Annotated in this window: 19 protein-coding genes and 1 tRNA gene; 9 read left to right on the top strand and 11 right to left on the bottom strand. The window is 58.7% G+C overall.

From position 1 onward, the window contains the following. Positions 1-34: 34 nt before the first annotated feature. From aceA to ACE1BR_RS21220, 4 genes are all read right to left on the bottom strand, one after another. Positions 35-1,348 (bottom strand): isocitrate lyase, encoded by a 1,314-nt coding sequence (gene aceA, locus ACE1BR_RS21205; protein ID WP_374873775.1) that lies wholly within the window; start codon positions 1,346-1,348, stop codon positions 35-37. 73 nt (positions 1,349-1,421) lie between these two features. Further along, positions 1,422-3,029, bottom strand: a complete 1,608-nt coding sequence (gene aceB / locus ACE1BR_RS21210) for a malate synthase A (RefSeq protein WP_374873777.1) — start codon at positions 3,027-3,029, stop codon at positions 1,422-1,424. A 689-nt stretch (positions 3,030-3,718) separates the two neighbouring features. Continuing rightward, the gene (locus ACE1BR_RS21215) at positions 3,719-3,859 is read right to left on the bottom strand and encodes a hypothetical protein (protein ID WP_374873779.1); all 141 of its coding nucleotides are present in this window, start codon (positions 3,857-3,859) and stop codon (positions 3,719-3,721) included. A 221-nt stretch (positions 3,860-4,080) separates the two neighbouring features. Beyond that, positions 4,081-4,157: transfer RNA gene (locus ACE1BR_RS21220), tRNA-Pro, on the bottom strand. Between the two features lie 310 nt (positions 4,158-4,467). Between ACE1BR_RS21220 and tadA the strand changes: the two genes are divergently transcribed. The 7 genes from tadA to ACE1BR_RS21255 all read left to right on the top strand — a co-directional run bounded on the left by tadA (position 4,468) and on the right by ACE1BR_RS21255 (position 12,874). Further along, entirely contained in the window at positions 4,468-4,950 is a 483-nt protein-coding gene (gene tadA / locus ACE1BR_RS21225) for a tRNA adenosine(34) deaminase TadA (protein ID WP_374873959.1), read from the top strand. 205 nt (positions 4,951-5,155) lie between these two features. Next, positions 5,156-7,393 carry an ABC transporter permease subunit gene (locus ACE1BR_RS21230; RefSeq protein WP_374873781.1) on the top strand — a complete coding sequence of 746 codons (2,238 nt, stop codon included), beginning with the start codon at positions 5,156-5,158 and terminating at the stop codon, positions 7,391-7,393. A 32-nt stretch (positions 7,394-7,425) separates the two neighbouring features. Continuing rightward, positions 7,426-9,075 carry a phosphate ABC transporter permease PstA gene (pstA, locus tag ACE1BR_RS21235; protein ID WP_374873783.1) on the top strand — a complete coding sequence of 550 codons (1,650 nt, stop codon included), beginning with the start codon at positions 7,426-7,428 and terminating at the stop codon, positions 9,073-9,075. A gap of 113 nt (positions 9,076-9,188) precedes the next feature. Beyond that, positions 9,189-10,007: a phosphate ABC transporter ATP-binding protein PstB gene (gene pstB, locus ACE1BR_RS21240; RefSeq protein WP_139477099.1), complete on the top strand. Its 819-nt coding sequence runs from the start codon at positions 9,189-9,191 to the stop codon at positions 10,005-10,007. A gap of 84 nt (positions 10,008-10,091) precedes the next feature. Further along, a complete protein-coding gene (gene phoU, locus ACE1BR_RS21245) occupies positions 10,092-10,802 on the top strand; it encodes a phosphate signaling complex protein PhoU (protein ID WP_159158637.1) in 711 nt (236 codons plus the stop codon). Between the two features lie 190 nt (positions 10,803-10,992). Then, on the top strand, positions 10,993-12,312 hold the full coding sequence (locus ACE1BR_RS21250; protein WP_374873786.1) for a hemolysin family protein: 1,320 nt from the start codon (positions 10,993-10,995) through the stop codon (positions 12,310-12,312). 19 nt (positions 12,313-12,331) lie between these two features. Then, on the top strand, positions 12,332-12,874 hold the full coding sequence (locus ACE1BR_RS21255) for a hypothetical protein (protein WP_374873788.1): 543 nt from the start codon (positions 12,332-12,334) through the stop codon (positions 12,872-12,874). A 68-nt stretch (positions 12,875-12,942) separates the two neighbouring features. Here ACE1BR_RS21255 and ACE1BR_RS21260 read toward each other — a convergent pair whose 3' ends face one another. Next, on the bottom strand, positions 12,943-13,782 hold the full coding sequence (locus ACE1BR_RS21260) for a sterol desaturase family protein (protein WP_374873790.1): 840 nt from the start codon (positions 13,780-13,782) through the stop codon (positions 12,943-12,945). 170 nt (positions 13,783-13,952) lie between these two features. Between ACE1BR_RS21260 and ACE1BR_RS21265 the strand changes: the two genes are divergently transcribed. Then, positions 13,953-14,744 (top strand): substrate-binding periplasmic protein, encoded by a 792-nt coding sequence (locus ACE1BR_RS21265; protein ID WP_374873792.1) that lies wholly within the window; start codon positions 13,953-13,955, stop codon positions 14,742-14,744. A 115-nt stretch (positions 14,745-14,859) separates the two neighbouring features. On the opposite strand, the gene ACE1BR_RS21270 is transcribed toward ACE1BR_RS21265, so the two are convergent. From ACE1BR_RS21270 to ACE1BR_RS21280, 3 genes are all read right to left on the bottom strand, one after another. After that, on the bottom strand, positions 14,860-15,603 hold the full coding sequence (locus ACE1BR_RS21270; protein ID WP_374873794.1) for an amino acid ABC transporter ATP-binding protein: 744 nt from the start codon (positions 15,601-15,603) through the stop codon (positions 14,860-14,862). After that, positions 15,587-16,546 carry an amino acid ABC transporter permease gene (locus ACE1BR_RS21275; protein WP_181222206.1) on the bottom strand — a complete coding sequence of 320 codons (960 nt, stop codon included), beginning with the start codon at positions 16,544-16,546 and terminating at the stop codon, positions 15,587-15,589. Before ACE1BR_RS21275 ends, ACE1BR_RS21270 begins: the two co-directional genes overlap by 17 nt. A 99-nt stretch (positions 16,547-16,645) precedes the next feature. After that, on the bottom strand, positions 16,646-17,446 hold the full coding sequence (locus tag ACE1BR_RS21280) for a transporter substrate-binding domain-containing protein (RefSeq protein WP_374873796.1): 801 nt from the start codon (positions 17,444-17,446) through the stop codon (positions 16,646-16,648). A gap of 500 nt (positions 17,447-17,946) precedes the next feature. On the opposite strand from ACE1BR_RS21280, the gene ACE1BR_RS21285 reads away from it, so the two are divergent. Continuing rightward, positions 17,947-19,083 carry a GGDEF domain-containing protein gene (locus ACE1BR_RS21285; RefSeq protein ID WP_374873798.1) on the top strand — a complete coding sequence of 379 codons (1,137 nt, stop codon included), beginning with the start codon at positions 17,947-17,949 and terminating at the stop codon, positions 19,081-19,083. Between the two features lie 19 nt (positions 19,084-19,102). Here ACE1BR_RS21285 and ACE1BR_RS21290 read toward each other — a convergent pair whose 3' ends face one another. From ACE1BR_RS21290 to uhpA, 3 genes are read right to left on the bottom strand one after another with little or no spacing between them, the layout of a single operon-like run. Beyond that, positions 19,103-20,437 (bottom strand): MFS transporter, encoded by a 1,335-nt coding sequence (locus tag ACE1BR_RS21290; protein WP_374873800.1) that lies wholly within the window; start codon positions 20,435-20,437, stop codon positions 19,103-19,105. Between the two features lie 21 nt (positions 20,438-20,458). After that, positions 20,459-21,979 carry a signal transduction histidine-protein kinase/phosphatase UhpB gene (gene uhpB / locus ACE1BR_RS21295; RefSeq protein ID WP_374873802.1) on the bottom strand — a complete coding sequence of 507 codons (1,521 nt, stop codon included), beginning with the start codon at positions 21,977-21,979 and terminating at the stop codon, positions 20,459-20,461. Next, a complete protein-coding gene (gene uhpA, locus ACE1BR_RS21300; RefSeq protein WP_322862227.1) occupies positions 21,976-22,566 on the bottom strand; it encodes a transcriptional regulator UhpA in 591 nt (196 codons plus the stop codon). The genes uhpB and uhpA overlap by 4 nt, the downstream gene beginning before the upstream one ends. Positions 22,567-22,686 lie beyond the last annotated feature (120 nt).

The raw sequence follows: 22,686 nt of genomic DNA on the forward strand, positions 1-22,686 counted from the left end.
CTATCTCAAGGACTATCTCAAGGGACTCGGCCTATCAGTGGAACTGATCTTCTTCGGTCGAACCTGTCAGCGCGGTGACCGAGGATTGGCCACCCTGAATGACGGTCGTCACCTTGTCGAAGTAACCGGTACCGACCTCCTGCTGGTGTGCCACGAAGGTGTAGCCACGGCTGGCGGCGGCAAATTCCGGCTCCTGCACCATCTCGACGTAGTGCTTCATCCCCTCGCCACGGGCGTATTGGTAGGCCAGCTCGTACATGTGGAACCACATGTTGTGGATACCCGCGAGGGTAATGAACTGGTACTTGTAGCCCATGTCGGAGAGCGCTTGCTGGAAGCGGGCGATGGTGGCATCGTCCAGATTCTTCTTCCAGTTGAAGCTCGGGGAGCAGTTGTAGGCCAGGATGCGATCCGGGAACTTGGCCTTGATCGCTTCGGCAAATTTACGCGCTTCGTCCAGATCCGGTTTGGCGGTTTCGCACCACACCATGTCGGCGTAGGGGGCGTAAGCCAGACCGCGAGCGATTGCCTGATCGATACCGGCACGCACCTTATAGAACCCTTCGGCAGTGCGCTCGCCAGTCAGGAAGTCTGAATCGTACGGGTCAGCGTCGGTGGTCAACAGGTCAGCGGCGTTGGCGTCGGTACGGGCGATCACCAGGGTGGTGGTGCCGCATACATCGGCTGCCAGACGGGCAGCAACCAGCTTCTGCACAGCTTCCTGAGTCGGTACCAGCACCTTGCCGCCCATATGGCCGCATTTCTTCACCGATGCCAGCTGATCTTCAAAGTGCACGCCAGCGGCGCCCGCTTCAATCATTCCCTTCATCAGTTCGAAGGCGTTCAGCACGCCGCCGAAACCGGCTTCCGCATCGGCCACGATCGGCAGGAAGTAGTCGATAAAGCCCTCGTCCTGCGGCCCTACCTTGTTGGCCCACTGGATCTGGTCGGCACGGGCGAAGGAGTTATTGATGCGCTCCACCACGGACGGTACCGAGTTGGCCGGGTAGAGGGACTGATCCGGATACATGGTGGAGGACAAGTTGTTGTCCGCCGCCACCTGCCAGCCGGAGAGGTAAATCGCTTCGATCCCTGCCTTGGCCTGTTGCACTGCCTGGCCAGCGGTCAGGGCACCGAGGCAGTTGACGTAGCCTTTTTTGGCCTCGCCGTGGATCAAACCCCACAGCTTGTCGGCACCGCGCTGGGCCAGCGTATGCACCGGCTGCAAGCTGCCGCGCAGATTCACCACATCTTCGGCGCTGTAGCCGCGCTTGATCCCTTTCCAGCGGGGGTTTTCCGCCCAGTCTTTCTCGATAGCCTGGATCTGTTGCTCACGGGTCAGTGCCATATCAGTTCCCTCTTTCATTGATTTCACGTTTCCATTGACTTGTTATTGGCGAGCCCCGCCCGGGGCCCGGAGTTCAGAGCCGCTCGTAACCGGGCAGCGTCAGAAAATCGATCAGGGTATCGGCGCAGGTGATCTCTTCCATCAGCTCACTCGCCTCGGTAAAGAGACCCGCCTGCCAGCGTTCGGTACCCACTTCGGCTTTGACCACTTCCAGCTCTTCGGCCAGCATCTGGCGGAACAGCTCCTTGGTCACCACCTTGCCGTTGGCGAGGCTCTTGCCGTGGCGGATCCACTGCCAGATGGAGGTGCGAGAGATCTCGGCGGTGGCAGCATCTTCCATCAGACCGTAGATGGGCACACAGCCGTTGCCGTTGATCCAGGCCTCCAGATATTGCAGGGCGACCCGGATATTGGTGCGCATTCCTGCCTCGGTGCGCTCGCCCTCGCAGGGGGCCAGCAGGTCGGCGGCGGTGATGGGGGCATCCTGCTCACGCAGTACGCCGATCTGGTTCTTGGCGCCAGCCGCAATGGTGGCATTGAACACCGCCATGGCGGTATCGGCGAGGCCAGGGTGAGCGACCCAGGTGCCATCGTGGCCGTTGTTGGCTTCGCGCTCCTTGTCGGCTTTGACCTTGGCAAACACCTGCTCGTTGACGGCAGCATCCTTGGCCGGAATAAAGGCAGCCATGCCACCCATCGCCAGTGCACCGCGCTTGTGACAGGTTTTGATCAGCAGCCGCGAGTAGGCGGAGAGGAACGGCTTGTCCATGGTCACTACTTGGCGGTCGGGCAGTACCCGATCCGGGTGGTTCTTCAAGGTCTTGATGTAGCTGAAGATGTAGTCCCAGCGGCCGCAGTTGAGGGCGACGATGTGATCCTTCATCTGATAGAGCAGCTCATCCATCTCGAACACTGCTGGCAGGGTTTCGATCAACACGGTGGCCTTGATGGTGCCGCGGGGCAGGCCGAACTTGTCCTCGGTCCAGGCGAACACCTCGCTCCACCAGCGCCCTTCCAGATTGCTCTGCAATTTGGGCACGTAGAAGTAGGGGCCGGAGCCTTTGGCCAGCAGCGCCTGATAGTTGTGCAGGAAATAGAGGGCAAAATCGAACAGGCCGCCGGGAATGGGTTCGCCATCGAAGGTGACATGTTTTTCCGGCAGGTGCAGACCACGAACCCGGCAGATGAGGACGGCCGGATTGGGGTTCAGGGTATAAGCCTTTCCTTCCGGACTGGTATAAGAGACGGTGCCGTTGACCGCATCGCGCAGGTTGATTTGACCCTCTATCACTTTATTCCAGGCGGGGGCCAGTGAATCCTCGAAGTCCGCCATGAATACCTTGACGTTGGCGTTGAGGGCGTTAATGACCATCTTGCGCTCGACCGGGCCGGTGATCTCCACACGGCGGTCTTGCAGGTCGGCGGGAATGCCGCGAATGGTCCAGTCACCTTCACGGATGTGGGCGGTTTCCGGCAGGAAGTCCGGCAGCTCGCCACCATCGATACGGGCCTGGCGTGCCACACGTTGTTTCAGCAATTCCCCTCTTTGGGGAGCAAAACGTTCCACCAGTTCGGAGACCAGAGCCACCGCGTCCGGCGTCAGAATTTGCGCGTATTCGGGCAGCATCTCGCCCTGGATGCGAAGGCGGGCGCTGCAGTGGGTCTGAGCCGGTGCCGACATAAGGTTCACTCCTTTGAGAATTACATTTTGAACTTACTAACTACGACTAAAGTCGAATCCCTGTTTCTGAAACGTTCCCGCAACAACGGGGTAACACGATTGATAAGGTGCGAAATATTGGCGATTACGTCAACAGTTTTTTTTAAACACCTGTTTTTTGAATATAGTTAAGTTTATGTTTTTTATTGATTTATTGAATTGGTATAAAAGCTCTACACAGATGGTTATGCTCCTGCATTTTCCCATCGGCCAAGGGGGGGATCGGGTTGGTTGAGGCACTCTCTTTTTGTAATTTATTACGTAATAAAATTACAAATGCAAAAACAAATCCCGACCTTACTCCAGGCTTTGCCAAAACAGTCGTATAAAGTGCGTTTGAATACTGCAATCAAGGTTTTGCTATTGCTGGTGCTGACTAATGAACGTACGTTTTAAACTGGATGTATTGATGTGGATTCTTTTGGCTTCGGTGGCTGGCGTGATGGAAAGTGACACGCAATAACGTAGGTTTGTATCAGGTGTCGGGGGAAATGCCAGGGCGGCATGGGGACAAGGCTTTAGTCAATAATGCTGCTATTGTGGACATAAATAGCGGTTTGTCGTTTTTTGCGGGCTTGTGGTTCAACGCGGGAAACTGAGGTTGTTAACCGGTGTGAGCCGCTGTGAAGCGAGTGGCTATCCAGTCAGGATCAATAGTCATCGTCCGGTTCAGCCAAATCGATCACATCCAGTTGGATGACATGTAATTCTGCTTGCTCGGTCGTGTCAGTCGGGTCGTGCGGGACGGTGCCATCGGAAATGACAGGGGTGACATCTGTGCTCTGGTTCATGCCTGGTCCTCTATTGAACGCAAGCCAGCCAGTGATCCTTCACTAGTGCTTCCACCTCCCTGTCTTGTCTGCCGGCGGAAAGGTGCGCATCTTAAAGAGTTCACAAAAAAGATTCAAGTGGTTCTGTATGAATTTTGTTCCCTGACGCGGGCGGGATACAGAGGATAAATCGGGGTCAAAAAAATAGCCCAGTCGTTTGACTGGGCTATTCTCGGGGAAAATGGTCGGTGTGAGAGGATTCGAACCTCCGACCCTCTACACCCCATGCAGATGCGCTACCTGGCTGCGCTACACACCGACGGAGTCAGACTCGGCTGACGGGGAGGAAGTCTAATAGCATGGCCAAACGGGTGCAACTCCTTTTTTATCATAGAGATGCCGATTGCTTCTTTATTGCGCAGCCAAGATGTGACTTGGGCGGAGGAGGGAGATTTGGCATAATCGCCGCCCTGTCGCAGCCACTAATTATTCCAGTTATTTATGAATTTATCTAAAAAGTGCTGAGATATGGAATACGAACCGAACCATTGAGCAAACAGAGAGGCATGGCTGTGAAATCAGCAGAGGGGGCCGATGCGCCGGATCAGGCGGCAGAGGATGAAAAGTGGATGCGCCACGCTATGGCCTTGGCTGCTCGTGCCGAAGGGATTGGCGAGATCCCGGTCGGAGCCGTGCTGGTGCTGGGTGACGAGATCGTGGGCGAGGGGTGGAACAGCTCCATCAGCGAACACGATGCCTGTGCCCATGCCGAGGTGATGGCGATCCGGGCGGCGGGCAAGCAGCTGGCGAATTATCGGCTGCTCGATACCACCCTCTATGTGACGCTGGAACCCTGCTGCATGTGTGCCGGTGCGCTCATTCACAGCCGGGTCAAGCGGGTGGTCTATGGCGCCAGGGATCTCAAGACCGGGGCTGCGGGGTCGGTGTTCGAGATTTTGCAGGATGCTCGTCACAACCATATCGTGGCGTTGACTGGCGGGGTGCTGGCCGATGCCTGCTCGGCTCAGTTGTCGGCCTTTTTCAAGCGGCGCCGCGCCGAAAAAAAGGCGGCCAAACTGGCGCTGCAACAATCGGGTGAGGCTTCAGCCTGAACCGGTCAGTGGCAGGATGCACTATCCTGCCGCTTGCCTTCTTTATAACTATTTAAAAAACAATTATTTATTAAGCCTGTACATCCTCTCCACCCTTGTCTGCCGAGCCCCTGTTTATCCTGCTTATTTAAGGTGGCGGGTGTAACAAAACTGTCATGCAACCGCCATATAATGCCGCCAAGCCTAGCTTACATTGAGGTCTTGCATGTCATCGGAATCGTTAAACTTGGTTATGGCGGGCAGTAGAAAACGCCGGATCAAGGACAAATTGGCCAAATATGGCGTCACCACCGGCGGAGCCCTGGTACTGGTGGCGCTACTGCTTATCTTCTTTTATCTGCTCTATGTGGTTAAACCCATCTTCAATGGTGCCACGATGGAGCCGACCGCCTCGTTTACTCTGCCAACAACCGGCAAGACCGCCTGGCTTGGGGTGGAGGAGCAAAACGAGATTGGCTATCGCTTCAGCGACAAGGGGTTGGTTAACTTCTTCGCCGTGCAGGGGGATGGCAAAATCAAGGTCGGTCAATCTCTTGGCGAGGCACAAGTCGCCGGTGACATCACCTCGGTTGCCGCACCCGCCCCGGGTCAGAAGCTGATCGCCTATGGCTTTGCCGATGGCAAGGCGCAGGTTGTCCAACCCGCGTTCAAGGTCTCCTATCCCAACGATGTACGGGTGATTGAGCCCAGCCTGCAGTACCCCTTCGGCGAAGAGCCGGTAGTGGTCGACTCGCAAGGCAAGGCGCTCCAGACTCTGGTGTTTGAGGCGACCAAGGACAAGATGGCCGCCGCTGCGGTGACCGAAGATGGTCGCGGTGTGATGTCGGTGATGAGCGGCGAGGAGAACTTCCTCTCCGGCGAGATTGAGTGGAGTGCCCAGAACTACGACATCCCCTCCTTGCCACGTCACGTCGATCAGATGTTGCTCACCCCCAACCTGCGCATCCTGTTTGTGCGGGAGGGCAATCGCCTCTCCGTCTATGACATTCATGACCTGAGCAATATCTCTCTGCGCAACGTGCTGGAGATCAACGCCCCCGATGCCAATGTGACCCGGGTCGAGCTGCTCTCCGGTGCTTCCTCCCTGCTGGTCGGCAATGACAATGGCGTCATCTCCCAGTGGTTCGAAGTAGCGAAGGATGGTAAACGCCAGTTCACCCAAATTCGTGACTTCAAGGGCGATGGGGCGGTGGATCTGCTGACGCCAGAACACTTTCGCAAAGGCTTTATCAGCGCCGACAAGCACGGCATTGTCAGCTTCTTCCACGCTACCGGCGAGACCAAACTGCTGAGCGAGCAGGTTGAAGGCGGCGCCTTGTCGGCGCTGGCCATTTCGCCGCGCCACAATCTGCTGCTGTTGCAGCAGGGGCCAACATTCAAACTGTTTGCGGTAGAGAACGAGCACCCCGAGGTAACCTGGTCTGCCCTCTGGCAGCAGGTGTGGTACGAAGGGTACCCCGAGCCCCAGTATGTGTGGCAATCCACCTCTGCCAGCAATGACTTTGAAGCCAAGCTGAGCCTGGTACCGCTGGTGTTTGGCACCTTGAAAGCCTCTTTCTACGCCATGATGTTTGCGGTGCCGCTCGGTGTCGCGGGCGCCATCTATACCGCCTATTTCATGTCGGCCGGGCTGCGTAAATATGTCAAACCGACCGTCGAGATCATGGCGGCGCTGCCGACCGTTATCCTCGGTTTCCTGGCCGGTCTCTGGCTGGCACCCATCATCGAGGGGGCTCTGCCCGGGGTGGTGTTGCTGCTGGTGTTGCTGCCGATGGGGATGTTGCTGACCGCGCTGGTCTGGAACTACCTGCCGGAGCGCAGCCGTACCTGGTTGCCGGAGGGGTGGCACGCCATCCTGCTGATCCCGGTGTTGCTGCTGATCGGTTGGGGGGCCTTTGCGCTGAGCCCAATCATCGAGAACACCTTTATGCACGGTGATTCGCGCATCTGGCTGACCCACGAAATGGGCATCAAGTTCGACCAGCGCAACTCGCTGGTGGTCGGTATCGCCATGGGCTTTGCGGTCATCCCCACCATCTTCTCCATTGCCGAAGATGCGGTCTTCTCGGTGCCCAAGCACCTCACTCAGGGTTCACTGGCGCTGGGGGCCACCCCGTGGCAGACCCTGAGTCGGGTGGTGATCCTCACCGCCAGCCCCGGCATCTTCTCGGCGGTGATGATGGGTCTGGGCCGCGCCGTGGGCGAGACCATGATCGTGCTGATGGCTACCGGCAACACCCCCATCATGGACTTCTCCATGTTCCAGGGGCTGCGCACCCTGGCCGCCAACATCGCGGTAGAGATGCCGGAGTCGGAAGTGGGCAGTTCCCACTACCGGGTGCTGTTCCTCGCCGCCTTTGTCCTGTTTGTGTTCACCTTTTTGTTCAACACCCTGGCCGAGTTTGTCCGTCAGCGGTTGCGTGAAAAATACAGCTCGATGTAAGGGGCGGCTCTGTAATGGACAAGGAATCGACAATGGGTAAGTGGTTTAAATCAGGGGCCCCCTGGATCTGGATGACCGGCGGCGCCGTCAGCCTGAGTCTGGTGGCGGTTCTGGGGCTGCTGCTGCTGATCGGCTGGCGTGGTCTGGTCTACTTCTGGCCGCACCCCATCTATGAGTGGCAACTTGAAGACGCCCAGGGCAACAAGAGTGTGCTGATCGGCGAGATCAACGATCGCGAGTTGGTACCGGTGGAGCGCCTGCGCGCTGCGGGCCTGCCGCTCAAGGGAGAGGAGCGCGAGCTGCTGACCCGCTATCTGGTCAAGACCGGCAACCGTGAGTTCGTTGACCTGGATTTTCGCTGGGTACTGGAGACTGACATCAAGTCTCAGAGCCAGCCAGCCGAGCTGGCCATGGTTGAGCGTGCCACCAACGGCAACTTCTATGGCTACATCGCCTCGGTGAAAGAGGATGGCCGCGAGCTGACCCAGGATATTCATCCGGCGTTGCAGCGGGTGCTGGCCCGGGCCAATGGCCTTTCGGAGCAGGCCAACGATCTGCAAAAAGGGGAGATCGGCAGCATCAACTATCAGCTGGAGCGGCTGCGCCTCAAAGAGCGCAAGGCCGAGCTGGATGACAAGCTGACCGACCAGCTCAAAGCCCAGCTGGCGAGCGAGCGTCAGTCCCTCAACGATCGTTATCAGGTGCTGGAGAAGGAGCTCTTCTCCCTGCGTGCCCAAGCGGATCGCGACGCCATTACCGTCAAGGATATGCGTGGTGAGCTGGTGACCATGCCGATGTCCAAGGTGCTGGATGTGGTATGGCCCAACGACATGAGCCTGCTGGCCAAGGTGGGTCACTGGTTCCACCAGATTGGCAAGTTCGTCTCTGACGATCCCCGTGAAGCCAACACCGAGGGCGGGGTATTCCCGGCCATCTTCGGCACCGTCTTCATGGTGTTCCTGATGGCGATCATCGTGACCCCACTGGGGGTGGTGGCGGCAGTTTACCTGCACGAGTATGCGGGCAAGAACAGCCTGACCAAGATCATCCGCATCGCGGTGATCAACCTGGCGGGCGTGCCCTCCATCGTTTATGGCGTGTTTGGTCTGGGCTTCTTCGTCTACACGCTGGGTGGTTCGTTAGACCAGCTGTTTTATCCGGAGGCGCTGCCGAGTCCGACCTTTGGTTCACCCGGCGTTATCTGGTCGGCGCTGACCCTGGCCATCCTGACCCTGCCTGTGGTGATCGTCTCCACCGAAGAGGGGCTGGCACGGATCCCGAGCACCATCCGTCAGGGCTCGCTGGCACTGGGTGCCACCCAGGCCGAGACCCTGTGGCGCATCGTGCTGCCGATGGCGAGCCCGGCCATCATGACCGGTCTTATTCTGGCGATTGCCCGTGCTGCCGGTGAAGTGGCACCGCTGATGCTGGTGGGGGTAGTGAAACTGGCGCCGACCCTGCCGATGGATGGCAACTTCCCGTATCTGCATGTGGAGCGCAAGTTCATGCACCTGGGCTTCCACATCTATGACGTCGGTTTCCAGAGCCCCAACGTCGAGGCGGCCCGCCCTCTGGTCTACGCCACCTCCTTCCTGCTGGTGACGGTGATCGTCGGTCTTAACCTGACGGCTATCGGTATTCGCAACCACTTGCGTGAGAAATTCCGGTCGCTGGAGCATTGATAGACCAGCTGCCATTGAGACGGGCCGGGGCGGGCGATGCCCCGTGCCAGCAAAGCGTTCCGGCCGCGGGTGATGAGATGACCCGCCGCCACCGACAGATTTTGAGGTAACAGATGATCAACGTAACGACTGCATCCACCCAGCACACCGCGCTGGACCTGCTTAACCTGAGCCCGGAGCAGACCGCGCTGGAGGTGAAGGATCTCAACCTGTACTACGGCAACAAGCAGGCGCTGTTCAACGTCAACATGAAGATCCCCAAAGGGCAGGTGACCGCCTTTATCGGTCCGTCTGGCTGTGGTAAATCGACCCTGCTGCGCTGCATCAACCGGATGAACGATCTGGTGGAGATCTGCCGTATCGAGGGGGAGATCCAGCTGCACGGTCACAACATCTATGACAAGAGCGTCGATGTTTCTGCCCTGCGCCGTCAGGTGGGCATGGTGTTCCAGCGCCCGAACCCCTTCCCCAAGTCCATTTACGAAAACGTGGTCTATGGCCTGCGTCTGCAGGGGATCAACGATCGCCGTACCCTGGATGAAGCCGCCGAGCGTTCCCTGCGCGGTGCGGCCCTGTGGGACGAGGTTAAAGATCGTCTGCATGACAACGCCTTCGGTCTCTCCGGCGGTCAGCAGCAGCGACTGGTGATTGCCCGCGCCATCGCCATCGAGCCGGAAGTGTTGCTGCTCGATGAGCCGACCTCGGCGCTTGACCCCATCTCCACCCTCACCATCGAGGAGCTGATCAACGAGCTCAAGAGCCAGTTCACCGTGGTGATCGTGACCCACAACATGCAGCAGGCGGCGCGGGTGTCGGATCAGACCGCCTTTATGTATATGGGCGAGCTTATCGAGTACTCGGATACCAACACCATCTTCACCACCCCGGCCAAGAAGAAGACCGAAGACTACATCACCGGTCGTTACGGCTAAGGAGAGAAGAGGATGAACCTCAGCAAACAGATTGGCAGTCGGTTCCACGACTAAGGCATACTCGGAGCATCAAGGATTATTTGTATGGACAATATGAACCTCAATAAACACATCTCCGGTCAGTTCAATGCCGAGCTCGAGAGCGTGCGCAATCAGGTGCTGGTGATGGGCGGTTTGGTGGAGCAGCAGCTCACCGACGCCATCGCGGCGATCCACGATCAGGATCTCGATGCAGCGCGCAAGATCGTGGCCAATGACCACAAAGTCAACGCCATGGAAGTGGCGATCGACGAGGAGTGCACCCGCATCATCGCCAAGCGTCAGCCGACCGCCTCCGACCTGCGACTGGTAATGGCCATTATCAAGACCATCACCGATCTGGAGCGCATTGGCGACGTGGCGGACAAGATCGCCCGCATGCTGACCGACAACGCCAACAAGCCGCAGCCGCCGCTGGTGTCGCTGGAGAATATGGGCCGTCGCACCATCAAGATGCTGCACGATGTGCTCGATGCCTTCGCCCGCATGGATCTGGATGCGGCACTGGCAGTCTACAAGGAAGATGACAAGGTAGACCGGGAGTACGAGTCGATCATCCGCGAGCTGATGACCTACATGATGGAAGATCCGCGCACCATCCCCCAGGTACTCAACGTGCTGTGGGCGGCGCGGGCCATCGAGCGGGTCGGCGATCGCTGCCAGCATATCTGCGAGTACATCGTCTACTACGTGAAAGGCAAGGATGTGCGCCATACCAAGGCGGACGATCTGGGCACCTTGCTGGGCAAGAGCTAACCGGAAGTGAATAAAAAGGCGCGTGAAGCGCCTTTTTTGTTGCATAACTGGTCGGAGTAAGATAAAGCCCCCAATTGGCTGTTTTCTGATAGAATACGCCTCTTGTGTGGGTCCTGGATTGACCCACGGCTCGGTCTCCCGGGCCCAGTTTGCCGTCTTGTGCTAAGGCGGGTGTAGCAATAGGTTAATCATGAGTTTTGCCGATAGTTTGTTCTTTTTAATGCTGCTGGTTGGCGGCAGTGTGTTTTTCTCCCTCTCCGAGATCTCCCTCGCGGCCTCCCGCAAAATCAAATTGCAGGTGATGGCGGACGAAGGTAATCGTCAGGCCGAAAAGGTGCTGGCGCTGCAGGCCCAGCCGGGCAACTTTTTCACCGTGGTGCAGATTGGTCTCAATACCGTCGCCATTTTGGGCGGTATTTTGGGTGAGTCTGCTCTCAACCCCGCCATCAAGGGGATTGTCTCCGAGTTCTATCAGGGGCCCTGGCTTGGCGAGATCAGCTCCGGTGCCTCCTTCGTGTTCGTTACCGGCATGTTTATCCTGATCGCCGATCTGATGCCCAAGCGTCTGGCTATGACCATGCCCGAGCAGATTGCCGTGGTGGTGGTGCGCCCCATGCTCTTCTTCGTCACCGTGCTGATGCCGCTGGTGTGGGTCTTCAACGGGTTGGCGAACTCTCTGTTCCGCCTGCTGCGGGTCTCTACCGTGCGCAATGACGAGATCACTTCCGACGATATCTATGCGGTGATGGATGCCGGTGCCGAGGCGGGGGTGATTCAGCGCGAGGAGCACCAGCTCATCGAGAACGTGTTCGAGCTGCAGTCCCTTGGCGTCACCTCCGCCATGACGGCGCGCGAGAGCCTCATCTACTTCACCCTGCAAGAGAGCGAAGAGAGCATCAAGGCCAAGATCGCCGAGCACCCCCACAACAAGTTTCTGGTCTGTGACCACAACCTCGACAGCATCAAGGGTTTCGTCGATGCCAAAGAGCTGCTGATCCGCGTCATCAGCGGCCAGAGTATCGATCTCATCGGCGGCAACCTGGTGCAGAATGTCATCATCATCCCCGATACGTTGAACCTCTATGAGGCGATGGAGTACTTCAAGAATCATCGTGGCGACTTTGCCGTGGTGATGAACGAGTACGCACTGGTGGTGGGGATTGTCACCATGAACGACCTGATGAGTACCGTGATGGGCGAGTGGGCGACCCACGTGGTGGAAGAGCAGATCGTCCAGCGCGACGAGAGCTCCTGGCTGGTGGATGGGGTGACCCCTATCTCCGACGTGATGCGTGCCTTCGATATCGAAGAGTTCCCCGAGAACCAGAACTACGAGACCATCGCCGGTTTCATCATGTATATGCTGCGCAAGATCCCCAAGCGCACCGACTCGGTGAAATACGCGGGCTACAAGTTCGAAGTGGTGGATATCGACAGTTACAAGATTGATCAGTTGCTGGTCACCCGGGTCGAGCCGATGGTGGCCGAGAAGCCAGCTCAGGAATCGTAAAAGGAGCGACAGAAGAGTCATGAAGATGCAGTCTCATTCCCGTGCGCTGGCCTGTGTCGCGCTCGCCCTGGCACTGGGTGCCTGTAGCCAGAGTGCCCCGCGCAAAGCCACAGTGGCAGCCAAGCCGGTCGCCCCCAAGCCCGCCGTGGTTGTGCCGCAGCCGGATCCCGATGCGGTGGTGCAAAGTGGTATGGCAGAGCCAAGCCCGGTGTTTGACGAGGAGTACCACGGCCCGGAGCAGGGATCGCTGGAGTCGGTGACCGCCCTGTTTGCCCGTGGCTACATCGAGTCGGCCATGCGTGAAACCATGCTGGCGGCGGTGAAAAATGACTACCCGCTACTCGGTATGCGGGATGTGCGGCTGACCGATCCGGTCTACAAATTCCTCACCTCTGCCCATGCCACCACCACTGCACACGACTATCTCTATGCCGGTGTGCAGCGTCGGCTGGGCCGCCCGCTCAGTCCTGCCCAGTGGGAGCAGATTTGGCGCCGCTTGCCGCAAGATGGTCGGGTATCCGACTGGGTGAAACAGATCAAGCGGGTACTGGCGGGTCATTGAGTCGCGACTTGCCTGATATGCAGCGAGGCCACCTTAGGGTGGCCTCGCTGGTTTTTATCTGTCTGCAATCAGGATGTGGAGGGCCCTGATGGCTTGCCAAACAGCACGGCAAGTTTTTGTCGCCACGGCAGACCGCGAGCGTCGCGCAGCATGTCGCGCCATTCGTGGAAGGTGAGAGTGAGGGGGTTGAAGCTGTGGATCGGCTTGGTGATGCCAAAGCGACACGGCTCGGCCGGATCTTCTTCGACAAAGGTGCCAAACAGCCGATCCCAGATGATTAACACCCCGGCAAAGTTGCGGTCTATGTACTTGGCGTTGCTGGCGTGGTGCACCCTGTGGTGGGAGGGGGTGTTGAAGATCCACTCCAGCCAGCCCAGCTTGCCCACCACCTGGGTGTGGACGAAGAACTGGAAGCCCAGGCTCAGCAGCACGGTGGCGACCACCGCCTCGGGCGGGAAGCCGATGACAATCATCGGGATCCAGAACAGCCACATGCCGGAGATGGGATACATCAGGCTCTGGCGAAAGGCGGTGGAGAGATTAAGCCGCTCCGAGCTGTGGTGCACCACATGGGAGGCCCACAACCAGCGCACATGGTGGCTGGTGAAGTGGAACAGCCAGTAACAGAGATCCTGCAACAGGAACAGCAGTAGCACACTCCAGAGATTCAGCTCGATATCGAACAGTCGCCAGCCCCAGAGGGTGTCATACAGATAAGCAATGGCGATGGCCGCCAGCGCATCGCCCCCCTGATGCATCAGGGCAAGGGCGGCGTTGGCGAACAGATCCCGCCACTGGTAGGTGGCAGTGGGAAAGGCCGCGCCATGTTTGCGCAGGTAGAGCATCTCCCAGCCGATAAAGGCCAGAAAAACCGGGGAGAGGTAGAGCAGAAGCAGTTGCACATCCATATGCGGCCATCCATTCAGAGCAATTGCTCTCCAGCATAAAGGATGAAGTTAATATTTCATTAGCATTTTGTTGCCGCTGCGGATGTGACGGGAAAGATGGGGTGACGGCAGAGGAAGGTGCGGCGGATGGCTATGCTTGATGCAGGCTTTCTTGCAGGAGTATCCGGCTTATGCGCTTCTGGTGTTGTTTATTGCTGGGCCTCTGTGTCATGGCGCAAGCCAAGACCCGGGTCGAGATCCTGGCGGATTCCGCTTATCCCCCCTACTCCTGGCAGGAAGGGGAGGAGGTCAGGGGGATCTATGCCGATATCATTCGTGAAGTGACAGCGTCCATGAGTGACTATGAGGTGGTGCTCAAACCCATGCCATGGCGCCGCAGTCTGAGCATGGTGGAGCAGGGCTCTGCCTTTGCCATTTTTCCACCCTACTACCTGCCCGATGCCCGCCCTTATATCTGGCCCTACTCCCAACCGATACTGGATGAAGAGCTGGTGGTGATGTGTGGCGCAAATGTGGCCATCAATACGCCGCAGGCCAACTTTCCGGCTGACTATCATGGTTTGCGCTTTGGTATGAATGCCGGTTTCGCTATTGGTGGCGACGCCTTCTGGCAGGCGGTGAAGGAGAAGCAAATTGATCTTGAAGAGGTCAAAAGCAATCGGGAAAACTTGCTCAAGATTGTGCGTGGTCGGGTGGACTGTACCATTAATGATCGCCTCTCCCTGCTCTATGAACTGCTTGCCATGATCAAGGCGGATCAGCTGGCGGTGGCCGACATGTCACTCCTCAAACAGGGGCCCGTGCTCAGCAAGGAGCAGGGGTTTCTTGGCTACAGTCGCCAGGGAAAGTTCCCCTACAAGCAGGCCTTTGTCGAGCAGTTTGACAAGGAGCTCTATCAGTTCAAAAAACGTGACGGGATAAGGACCATTGTGGAGCGCTATCTGGGAAAGTCCCCGCGCTGAGCCGGTAACCGCGGGAGCGGCTTCAGCAGTGGGTTGTCATCATCTCGGCAAATCCGCACAGAGAAAGAGGGACAATGAGTCCCTCTTTCTCTGTTGGTCAGTTTGATAGCTGCATCTATAGCACCTGACTCAGGAACTGGCGCAGGCGCGGAGAGGGGGGATTATCGAAAAAGTCGGCGGGTTTCTCATCCACCAGCAGTTCGCCACTCTCCATAAAGAGCACCCGATCCGCCACTTCGCGGGCAAAGCCCATCTCGTGGGTCACCACCACCATGGTCATCCCTTCGCGAGCCAGCCCTTTCATCACATCGAGCACCTCACCCACCATCTCGGGGTCGAGCGCGCTGGTGGGTTCGTCAAACAACATGATGCGCGGCTGCATGGCGAGTGCCCTTGCGATCGCCACCCGCTGTTGCTGGCCGCCGGATAGCTGGGAGGGATAGCTGGCCGCCTTGACCGACAATCCCACTTTCAGCAGCAGTGCCTTGGCCCTGTCTTCGGCATCACGGCGCGACAGACCACGCACCTTCTGCGGAGCAAGGCTGATATTGTCCAGCACGGTGAGATGGGGGAAGAGGTTGAAGGACTGGAACACCATGCCCACCTCTTCCCGCAGCTTGTTGACATCGTCCGGCTCGGTCAGGCAGATGCCGTCGACCACGATATTGCCGTCGTTGATGGTCTCCAGCTGATTGAGGGTGCGCAGGAAGGTCGATTTACCCGAGCCGCTGGGGCCGACGATCACCACCACTTCCCCTTCGGCGACCTCGGTGCTGACGTTTTTCAGGGCGTGTACTTCGCTGCCGTAGAATTTTTCTACCCCTGTCGCCTTGATGATGGGATCAGTTGCTTTTCGCATATTTCACCTCGAGACGACGCACCAAGAAGGAGAGGGTGCCGGTCAGCACCAGATAGAGCAGAGCAACAGTGAACCACACCTCGAACGGGCTGAAGGTGGAGCTCACCACCTCGCGTCCCGCCTTGGTCAGATCAGTGATGGAGATGACAGATACCAGCGAGGAGTCCTTGATCAGGTTGATAAATTGGCCTGCCAGTGGTGGCAGCACCCGTTTGAATGCCTGCGGCAAGATGACGTAGCGCATGGTCTGGGCCGAAGTGAGACCGAGGCTGCGGCCTGCCTCCATCTGCCCCTTGTGGATGGAGCTGATACCGGCGCGGACGATTTCCGCCACATAGGCACCGGTAAAAACGGCCAGTGCCGCGACCCCGGCGGTGAAGCGATCGAGGTTAAGCACGGTGCCGATAAAGAAGTAGACGATGAAGATCTGCACCAGCAGCGGTGTACCGCGAATGAGTTCCACATAGGTGATGGCCAGATTGCGCAGAGCCGGATTGGGGGAGAGGCGAGCCAGCCCGGCCAGGGTGCCGAGAAAAATGGCGAAGACACCAGCCACCAGCGAGAGCTTGATGGTCATCCAGACGCCCCAGGCGATAGGGCCTGCGGTCCAGGTGAGTTCAGTATCCAGAGTATCGCCCCGGAAGATGGTATCCCCTTCCGCGACTTTCATGCCTGTGCTGGCGATGGCTTGTCGTTGATTGGGGTCGAGATCATTTTGCAGGAACAGTTTGCCCTGCTCTGCAGGGGTGGTGCCAGCGATCACGGTGCCATCAAATTCAGCCAGGTTGTTCTGTTCCGCCTGATAGGCGATGTATTGGGGAATACGTTCCCAGCGCCAGGTGTAGTCGATGGATTGCACCGCTTTATAGATGCCGAATATGGCTGCCAGCAGCAGCAGCAGAAAGACGCCGTGCCAGAGCAGCTGGTTGGGCTGTTTTTCCATCTGTCGTGTCGGTTTGGGTGTGTGCACAGTCACAACCTCTTCTCGTTATTGTGTGGGGGCTGCATGGTGCGGGGGCGGCAAACTGCCGCCCCCTGGAGGTTATTTGAGCTGGTTGAGCCAGGCGTTGGATTCAAACCACTTCTTGTAGAGGCGGTCGTAGCTGCCATCGCCCTTGATCTGGCGCAGGTAGTTATTGAACCAGTTAAGGGTGTCCTGATCCCCTTTGCGGATGGCCCAGGCCAGCGGTTCGAAGGTGAACGGCTTGTCGAGGTGCACCACGGCCCCCTTGTTCTGGGAGGCGAAGATGGCGTTGTAGGGCAAGTCATAGACGAAGGCATCGACCTTGCCGTTGATCACTTCCAGCTTGGCGTCATCCTGGGTTTCAAACTGCAGCAGGGTGGCTTTCGGGATCAGACGTTTGACCGCCTGCTCACCGGTGGTGCCGAGCTTGACCGCAATCTTGTATTTGGGATTGTTGAGGTCGGTGAAGGATTTAATCTCGGCGGCTTTATCTTTGCGTACGACGATGGTCTGCCCGACCACGATATAGGGGTCGGCGAAGTTGACCCGCAGGTTGCGCTGCGGAGTGACGGTCATGCCACCCATGATAACGTCGAACTTGTTGGTCAGCAGGGCAGGAATGATGCCGTCCCAAGCGGTATTGACGAACTCGACCTTCACGCCCATCTCTTTGGCGACCATCTTGGCGAGATCGACGTCAAAGCCGATGTACTGGCCCTGTTTGTTGGTCATCTCGAAAGGTTGGTAGCCTGCATCAAAGCCAACTCGCAGCACACCGCGTTCGAGCACGGCATCCAGGGTTGAAGTAGGAGCAGGGGTCGGGGCCGCCGTGGCGATCCCGCAAAACAGCAGGGTAGAAAGAATCAGTTTTTTGATCATGGGTGACGTCTCTGTCGTTGGTGTGTTCGGCCTTGAACCTGATCCCGTGCGACTCCGTGGCACAAGAGACTGCTGCATCCGGCAACAGGCAAGACAGGTTGCGTGTCTTGGGCGGGGTAACAGCCCCGTATGAGAAGTTATGAATACTGGGGTGAGTGAAAAATGTACCAAAAACGAATTGAGTTAGATGACTCAATAGGTTAGGGGCACTTTTTACTCATTGCTTCACTCATAAAATCACACGAAAACAACATATCTAGCTAATGGTGCAGGTTCAAGCCCAAAATGTGTTCAATACCTTTTGTTACACATGGTTGGGTTCGCTTGTGGCTGACTTTAAGGCTTGCCCGGTGCCACGCCAGCGCAGCAGTGCCCAGGAGGGGGTGAGTGAATCACCCGGAAGGTAAACAATATGTTTTTATTGTGAAAATAGTCAGGCCCCGCTGGGTCTGGGCAAACGCTTCTCATATACTCAGTTACCTTCTGATACTGGTTCTTGTATGGCACTCTCACTGCTGCTGAAACTGGATGTTTTTACCCTGATGTTGATGGCGCTGGGGGGTTACAGTCTTGGCGTGATTACCCTCTCCATCATCTGGTCCACCCACAGGGAGATCCCCGGTATCGGCTACTGGTGGTGGTCTGCACTCTGTGCACTGCTGGCCCAGACGCTCTTCTCGCTGCAGGCTTTTTTCCCCAGTCACTCCGGGATCTGGTTGGCCAACACCCTGATCACGCTCTGCATCGTGCTGATGCCGCTGGCGCTGCAGCGCTTTTTCGGTCAGCCCCCGAGCTGGCGTACCGGTCTGCTCTTTATGCTGATCTATCTGCTGATCCTGAGCTGGTGCATTGTGAAGGGGGGGATGGAGTCACGGGTGATGCTGGCTTGCGTGAGCTACATGATACTGGGCGCGGTGATCGTCTACCTCGTCTGGCGCCACGGCTACCCTGACTATCTGCCGGCGGTGATAGTTTTTACCGTGGTCAACATCCTGCTCTATGGTTTCAACCTGATGCGGCTCTGGTTCCTGTGGCAGGACAACGTGCAGATGTTGATGGAGAAGAGCGGGGTCAATGTGCTGCCTTTCCTCTCCATGCTGATGGGCAGTTACCTCTCCACCTTCGGGGTATTGCTGCTCTGTACCCAGTACCGGGCGCTGGCACTGCGCCAGCAGGCGAGCCACGACCCCCTTACCGGTTTGCTTAACCGGCGCGGTTTTATGGCGCAGTTGCAGCAGCAGAAGTTGAGTGACGGCGGTGCTCTGGCGGTGCTCGACATCGATGACTTCAAGCAGATCAATGACCAGCATGGCCACGAGGTGGGTGATCGGGTGCTGGCCGCGCTCGGTGCCTATCTGGGTGCCCAGCCCGATCTGGTGAGCAGTCGCTTCGGTGGCGAGGAGTTTGTGCTGCTCTTTTCGAAGCCCGGCGTGCTGGCGATGCAGCGTTGCGAGGGATTGCTGGCGGAGGTTGCGAACCGCGATATGGGGGGCCTCTCCATCACGGTCAGCATGGGGCTCTCCCACTGGCAGGGGGAGTGGCATTTTGATCCCCTGTTCTCCCAGGCCGACCGTGCGCTCTACTGTGCCAAGCGGCAGGGCAAGAATCGGGTCTGCCAGGCTGGCCGGGAGGAGTAACCTCCCGGTTGGTCTGGTATCACACCGCGTCGCTATGCTGGGCGCGCGGTGCCTGTGCCTTGAGGAAGGGGAGCAGCAGCAGGGCCGAGACGCCCGCCGCGACCGAGATCACCACGAAGAAGCCGTTCCAGTGCCAGATCTCCATCACCTTGGCCAGCGGATAGCCCGACAGCGCCGCCCCCATGTAGGCAAACAGGCCGACAAAGCCGGTGGCTGCCCCCGCCGCGTTTTTGTGGGAGCACTCCGCCGCCGCCATGCCGATCAGCATCTGGGGGCCAAACACGAAGAAGCCGATGGTAAAGAAGCAGGCCGCCTGCATCACATAGCTGAAGAAAGGCATCAGCCACAGCGATCCCACCGCCAGCAGGATCCCCACCGCAAAGATCAGGTTCATCGGCCCGCGGTTGCCGTTGAACAGCTTGTCCGATCCCCAACCCGCCACCAAAGCGCCGATAAAGCCCCCCACCTCGAACATCGAAATAGCCGAGTTGGCGCTCATCAGATTGAAGCCGCGCTGCTCGGTCATGTAGAGGTTGCCCCAGTCGTTGATGGCGGTACGCACCACATAGACCAGCACGTAACAGCAGGCCAGCAGCCAGATATAGGGGTTGCCCAGCACATATTTGCGCAGGATCTGGCGATGGGAGAGCCCTGCATCCTGAGTCTGCTGGGCCAGTTCCATGGCATCGTTGCGCCATTCGCCCACGGTTGGCAGCCCCATGGCGCTCGGGGTATCCCGCAGCCGCCAGCAGAGGAAGAGTCCGGCAACAATGGCGATAAGGCCGGGCACTATCATGCCGTAGCGCCAGCCATGTTGCAGGGCAAGGGTGCTGACGATAAGAGGAATGAGCGCCCCGCCGACGTTGTGGGCGGTGTTCCAGGCCGACCACCAGACCCCGCGCTCGGTGCGCGAATACCAGCTGGTGAGCAGCTTGGAGCAGGGGGGCCAGCCCCAGCCCTGGAAGAAGGCGTTGGCAACCCAGAGGGTGGCAAACATCCAGAGAGCTGACGAGAGGCCGAACAGGATATTGATGACGCCGGTAGCCATCAGCCCGATCCCCATGAAGTAGCGCGGGTTGGCGCGGTCACTGATGATGCCGGAGACGAATTTGGAGCAGCCATAGGTGATGTAGAACAGGGTCCACAGCATGCCGATGTCGGATTTGTCCAGCATGCCGCTTGCCAGCATGTCCGGCATGGCAAAGTTGAAACTCTTGCGGGTGAAGTAGAAGACCGCGTAGCCCAGGTACATGGTCAGCAGCAGATGCAGCCGCCAGTGGCGGTAGGTGGTATCAATCTCGGCCTGCTCTCGGATAAGGGGCCGGGGCGGCGCGCTTCTCATAAAACTCAGCACAGGCTGGTCCTCTGGTGGTGATTAGCCATGACTATCCTCCCGCTTGCGGCAGGGGAGGCTGACAGTCAGCTGGGTACCGTGGATACAGGAGAGTTGCAGTGTGCCTCCCAGCGCTTGCACCCGCTCGCGAATGCCAAGCAGACCATAACCCTGTTGCGAACGACTCTCTGGCAGACCGCGGCCATCATCTTCCAGCACCAGTTGCAGCAGTTCGCCGCTGGCTCGGGCACGAATAGCGACCGAGTGGGCGTTGGCATGTTTGACCACGTTGTTGAGCCCCTCCTGACAGACCCGAAACAGGGTGACCCGCTGGGCATCGGAGAGATCGCTGTCCGCCAGCTGCCACTCCAGCCTAGTGACGATGCCGTGACGCTCCAGCTCAAGCTCTCGCAGCAGCGCCTGCACCGCCAGCTCCAGACTCATATCATCGAGCTGGCGTGGGCGCAGGCGACCGAGCAGACCGCGCACCGCGTCGTAGATGCCAAGGGAGAGGGTATCAATCAGGGCGCTGCTCTGACCTACGCCTGCATTTTCGGGGGCGAGCCGACGCACAATGCCAGCCTGGGTGCGAATGGCGGTGATGGTCTGGCCAATGTCGTCGTGCAGCTCGCGTGCTACCTCCTTGCGGATGCTCTCCTCGGTCTCCAGCAGCCGCTCGGTGAGCTGGCGATTGTGGGCAAGCTGGCGGGTCAGCGCCTGATTGAGCTCGCGCTGGCGCTGGATCCCGGCACCGAGCAGCAGGCCGGTGAGGCTCTGGGCCAGCAGGGAGAGCAGCAGATCGAGGGGATGATCGTGCCAGGCCTGGCTCGCCAGCAGGGCGATGGTATTCATCAGGGTGGCGAGCAGCGCCCCCTGCCAGCCGTAGCGCCACGCCATGGCGATGATGGGGATAGCCAGACAAAACGGGGTGAAACGCACCAGCGAGTTGGGCAAGCCCAGTTGTAGCCAGAGGCTCAGCACGAACAAAAGCAGATACCAGACCAGATGGCGAAAGCGCCAGTCTACCGGCTGATCCACCAGCGCAGGGCCGAGCGGCACCCAGGTGGCACGGGTGAGGTAGTGCCAGATCAGCATGCAGGTCGAGGTGAGGGTCAGCCCGCCGGTCAGACTGAGCAGCAGGGCCGAGAGGCCATCTTCCCCCGCCAGATGCCAGAGCAGGGCTTGCAGCAGCGCCGCCGCCGAGACGGTGGCAAGCAGCAACAGCAGTTGTTGCCAGTCGTTGCGCACTTGCTGGCGGCGGGCAATCAGCAGCGGCAGCAGGGTGAGCAGGCTGCCAGTCAGCAGCCACTGCCAGTGGGGGAGCCCCACCTCCAGATTGAGCCAGTAGAGTAGCCCCCCTTCACAAAGCAGCAGAGAGGGCCAGTAGCGACCGGGGCTTTGCAATAGCAGACCGAGGCGCAGGCCGAAGGGGAACAGCAGCACCGCCAGTGCCGGGCCACCCGCCAGATGCAGGCTGATACTCCACAGGCAAAACCAGCCGGCGGCAAAGATGAAGCAGGCCGCCAGCGTGATGGCGACATAGCTGGCAAGACGGTGGATCACCAGCTATCCAGCATGCGGTGGGCCAGCTCGACGTTGTTGCTGACCTTGAGCTTGTCCATCAGGTTGGCGCGGTGGACATGGACCGTCTTGGGCGATAGGCCAAGCTGCTCGGCGATGCTCTTCACCTCCAGCCCCTGCGCCAGCAACTGGGCAATCTCTCGCTCCCGGTTGGTAAGGGGATCCCGGCTGCTACTGGCCAGCTTCTGGGCAATGTCGGGGGTGAGGTAGCAGCCGCCAAGCGCAGCGGTGCGCACTGCGGCGATCAGCTCGTCCGGACTGCAGCGTTTGGAGAGAAATCCCTTGGCTCCGGTCTGCAACGCCTGTTCGATGAGGGCAGGGCTGTCGTGCACCGACAGCATCACCACCGCAAGGCCGGAGGGGAGCTGCTTGAGCAGCTCCAGCCCCGATTGGTCGGGCATCGAGATGTCGCAGACGCAGACCCGGGCGCCACTGCCGGGCAGGCCAGCCAGCGCTTCGCTGGCGGAGCCGAATTCGGCGACCACCTGCAGGTCGGGCTCCAGATTGAGCAGTTGGGCAAAACCGGAACGGACGATCTGGTGATCGTCGATGAGGGCAATGTTTATCATGATGTCAGCCTGAAATTCGGTGCGCCATGACCATGACGCGGCCAACAAGATACCTGCCCCCCGAGTCAGGCTCAAGGGGCGGGGGACGATAGGGGGAAAATCGACCCGATAAGCAGGTGA

Source organism: Aeromonas sp. MdU4, from assembly GCF_041929505.1.
Taxonomy (GTDB): Bacteria; Pseudomonadota; Gammaproteobacteria; order Enterobacterales; family Aeromonadaceae; genus Aeromonas.

Coding starts and splice junctions, on each gene's coding strand:
- aceA (WP_374873775.1), bottom strand. CDS start 1,348: ATGGCACTGACCCGTGAGCAACAGATCCAGGCTATCGAGAAAGACTGG.
- aceB (WP_374873777.1), bottom strand. CDS start 3,029: ATGTCGGCACCGGCTCAGACCCACTGCAGCGCCCGCCTTCGCATCCAG.
- ACE1BR_RS21215 (WP_374873779.1), bottom strand. CDS start 3,859: ATGAACCAGAGCACAGATGTCACCCCTGTCATTTCCGATGGCACCGTC.
- tadA (WP_374873959.1), top strand. CDS start 4,468: ATGCGCCACGCTATGGCCTTGGCTGCTCGTGCCGAAGGGATTGGCGAG.
- ACE1BR_RS21230 (WP_374873781.1), top strand. CDS start 5,156: ATGTCATCGGAATCGTTAAACTTGGTTATGGCGGGCAGTAGAAAACGC.
- pstA (WP_374873783.1), top strand. CDS start 7,426: ATGGGTAAGTGGTTTAAATCAGGGGCCCCCTGGATCTGGATGACCGGC.
- pstB (WP_139477099.1), top strand. CDS start 9,189: ATGATCAACGTAACGACTGCATCCACCCAGCACACCGCGCTGGACCTG.
- phoU (WP_159158637.1), top strand. CDS start 10,092: ATGGACAATATGAACCTCAATAAACACATCTCCGGTCAGTTCAATGCC.
- ACE1BR_RS21250 (WP_374873786.1), top strand. CDS start 10,993: ATGAGTTTTGCCGATAGTTTGTTCTTTTTAATGCTGCTGGTTGGCGGC.
- ACE1BR_RS21255 (WP_374873788.1), top strand. CDS start 12,332: ATGAAGATGCAGTCTCATTCCCGTGCGCTGGCCTGTGTCGCGCTCGCC.
- ACE1BR_RS21260 (WP_374873790.1), bottom strand. CDS start 13,782: ATGGATGTGCAACTGCTTCTGCTCTACCTCTCCCCGGTTTTTCTGGCC.
- ACE1BR_RS21265 (WP_374873792.1), top strand. CDS start 13,953: ATGCGCTTCTGGTGTTGTTTATTGCTGGGCCTCTGTGTCATGGCGCAA.
- ACE1BR_RS21270 (WP_374873794.1), bottom strand. CDS start 15,603: ATGCGAAAAGCAACTGATCCCATCATCAAGGCGACAGGGGTAGAAAAA.
- ACE1BR_RS21275 (WP_181222206.1), bottom strand. CDS start 16,546: ATGGAAAAACAGCCCAACCAGCTGCTCTGGCACGGCGTCTTTCTGCTG.
- ACE1BR_RS21280 (WP_374873796.1), bottom strand. CDS start 17,446: ATGATCAAAAAACTGATTCTTTCTACCCTGCTGTTTTGCGGGATCGCC.
- ACE1BR_RS21285 (WP_374873798.1), top strand. CDS start 17,947: ATGGCACTCTCACTGCTGCTGAAACTGGATGTTTTTACCCTGATGTTG.
- uhpA (WP_322862227.1), bottom strand. CDS start 22,566: ATGATAAACATTGCCCTCATCGACGATCACCAGATCGTCCGTTCCGGT.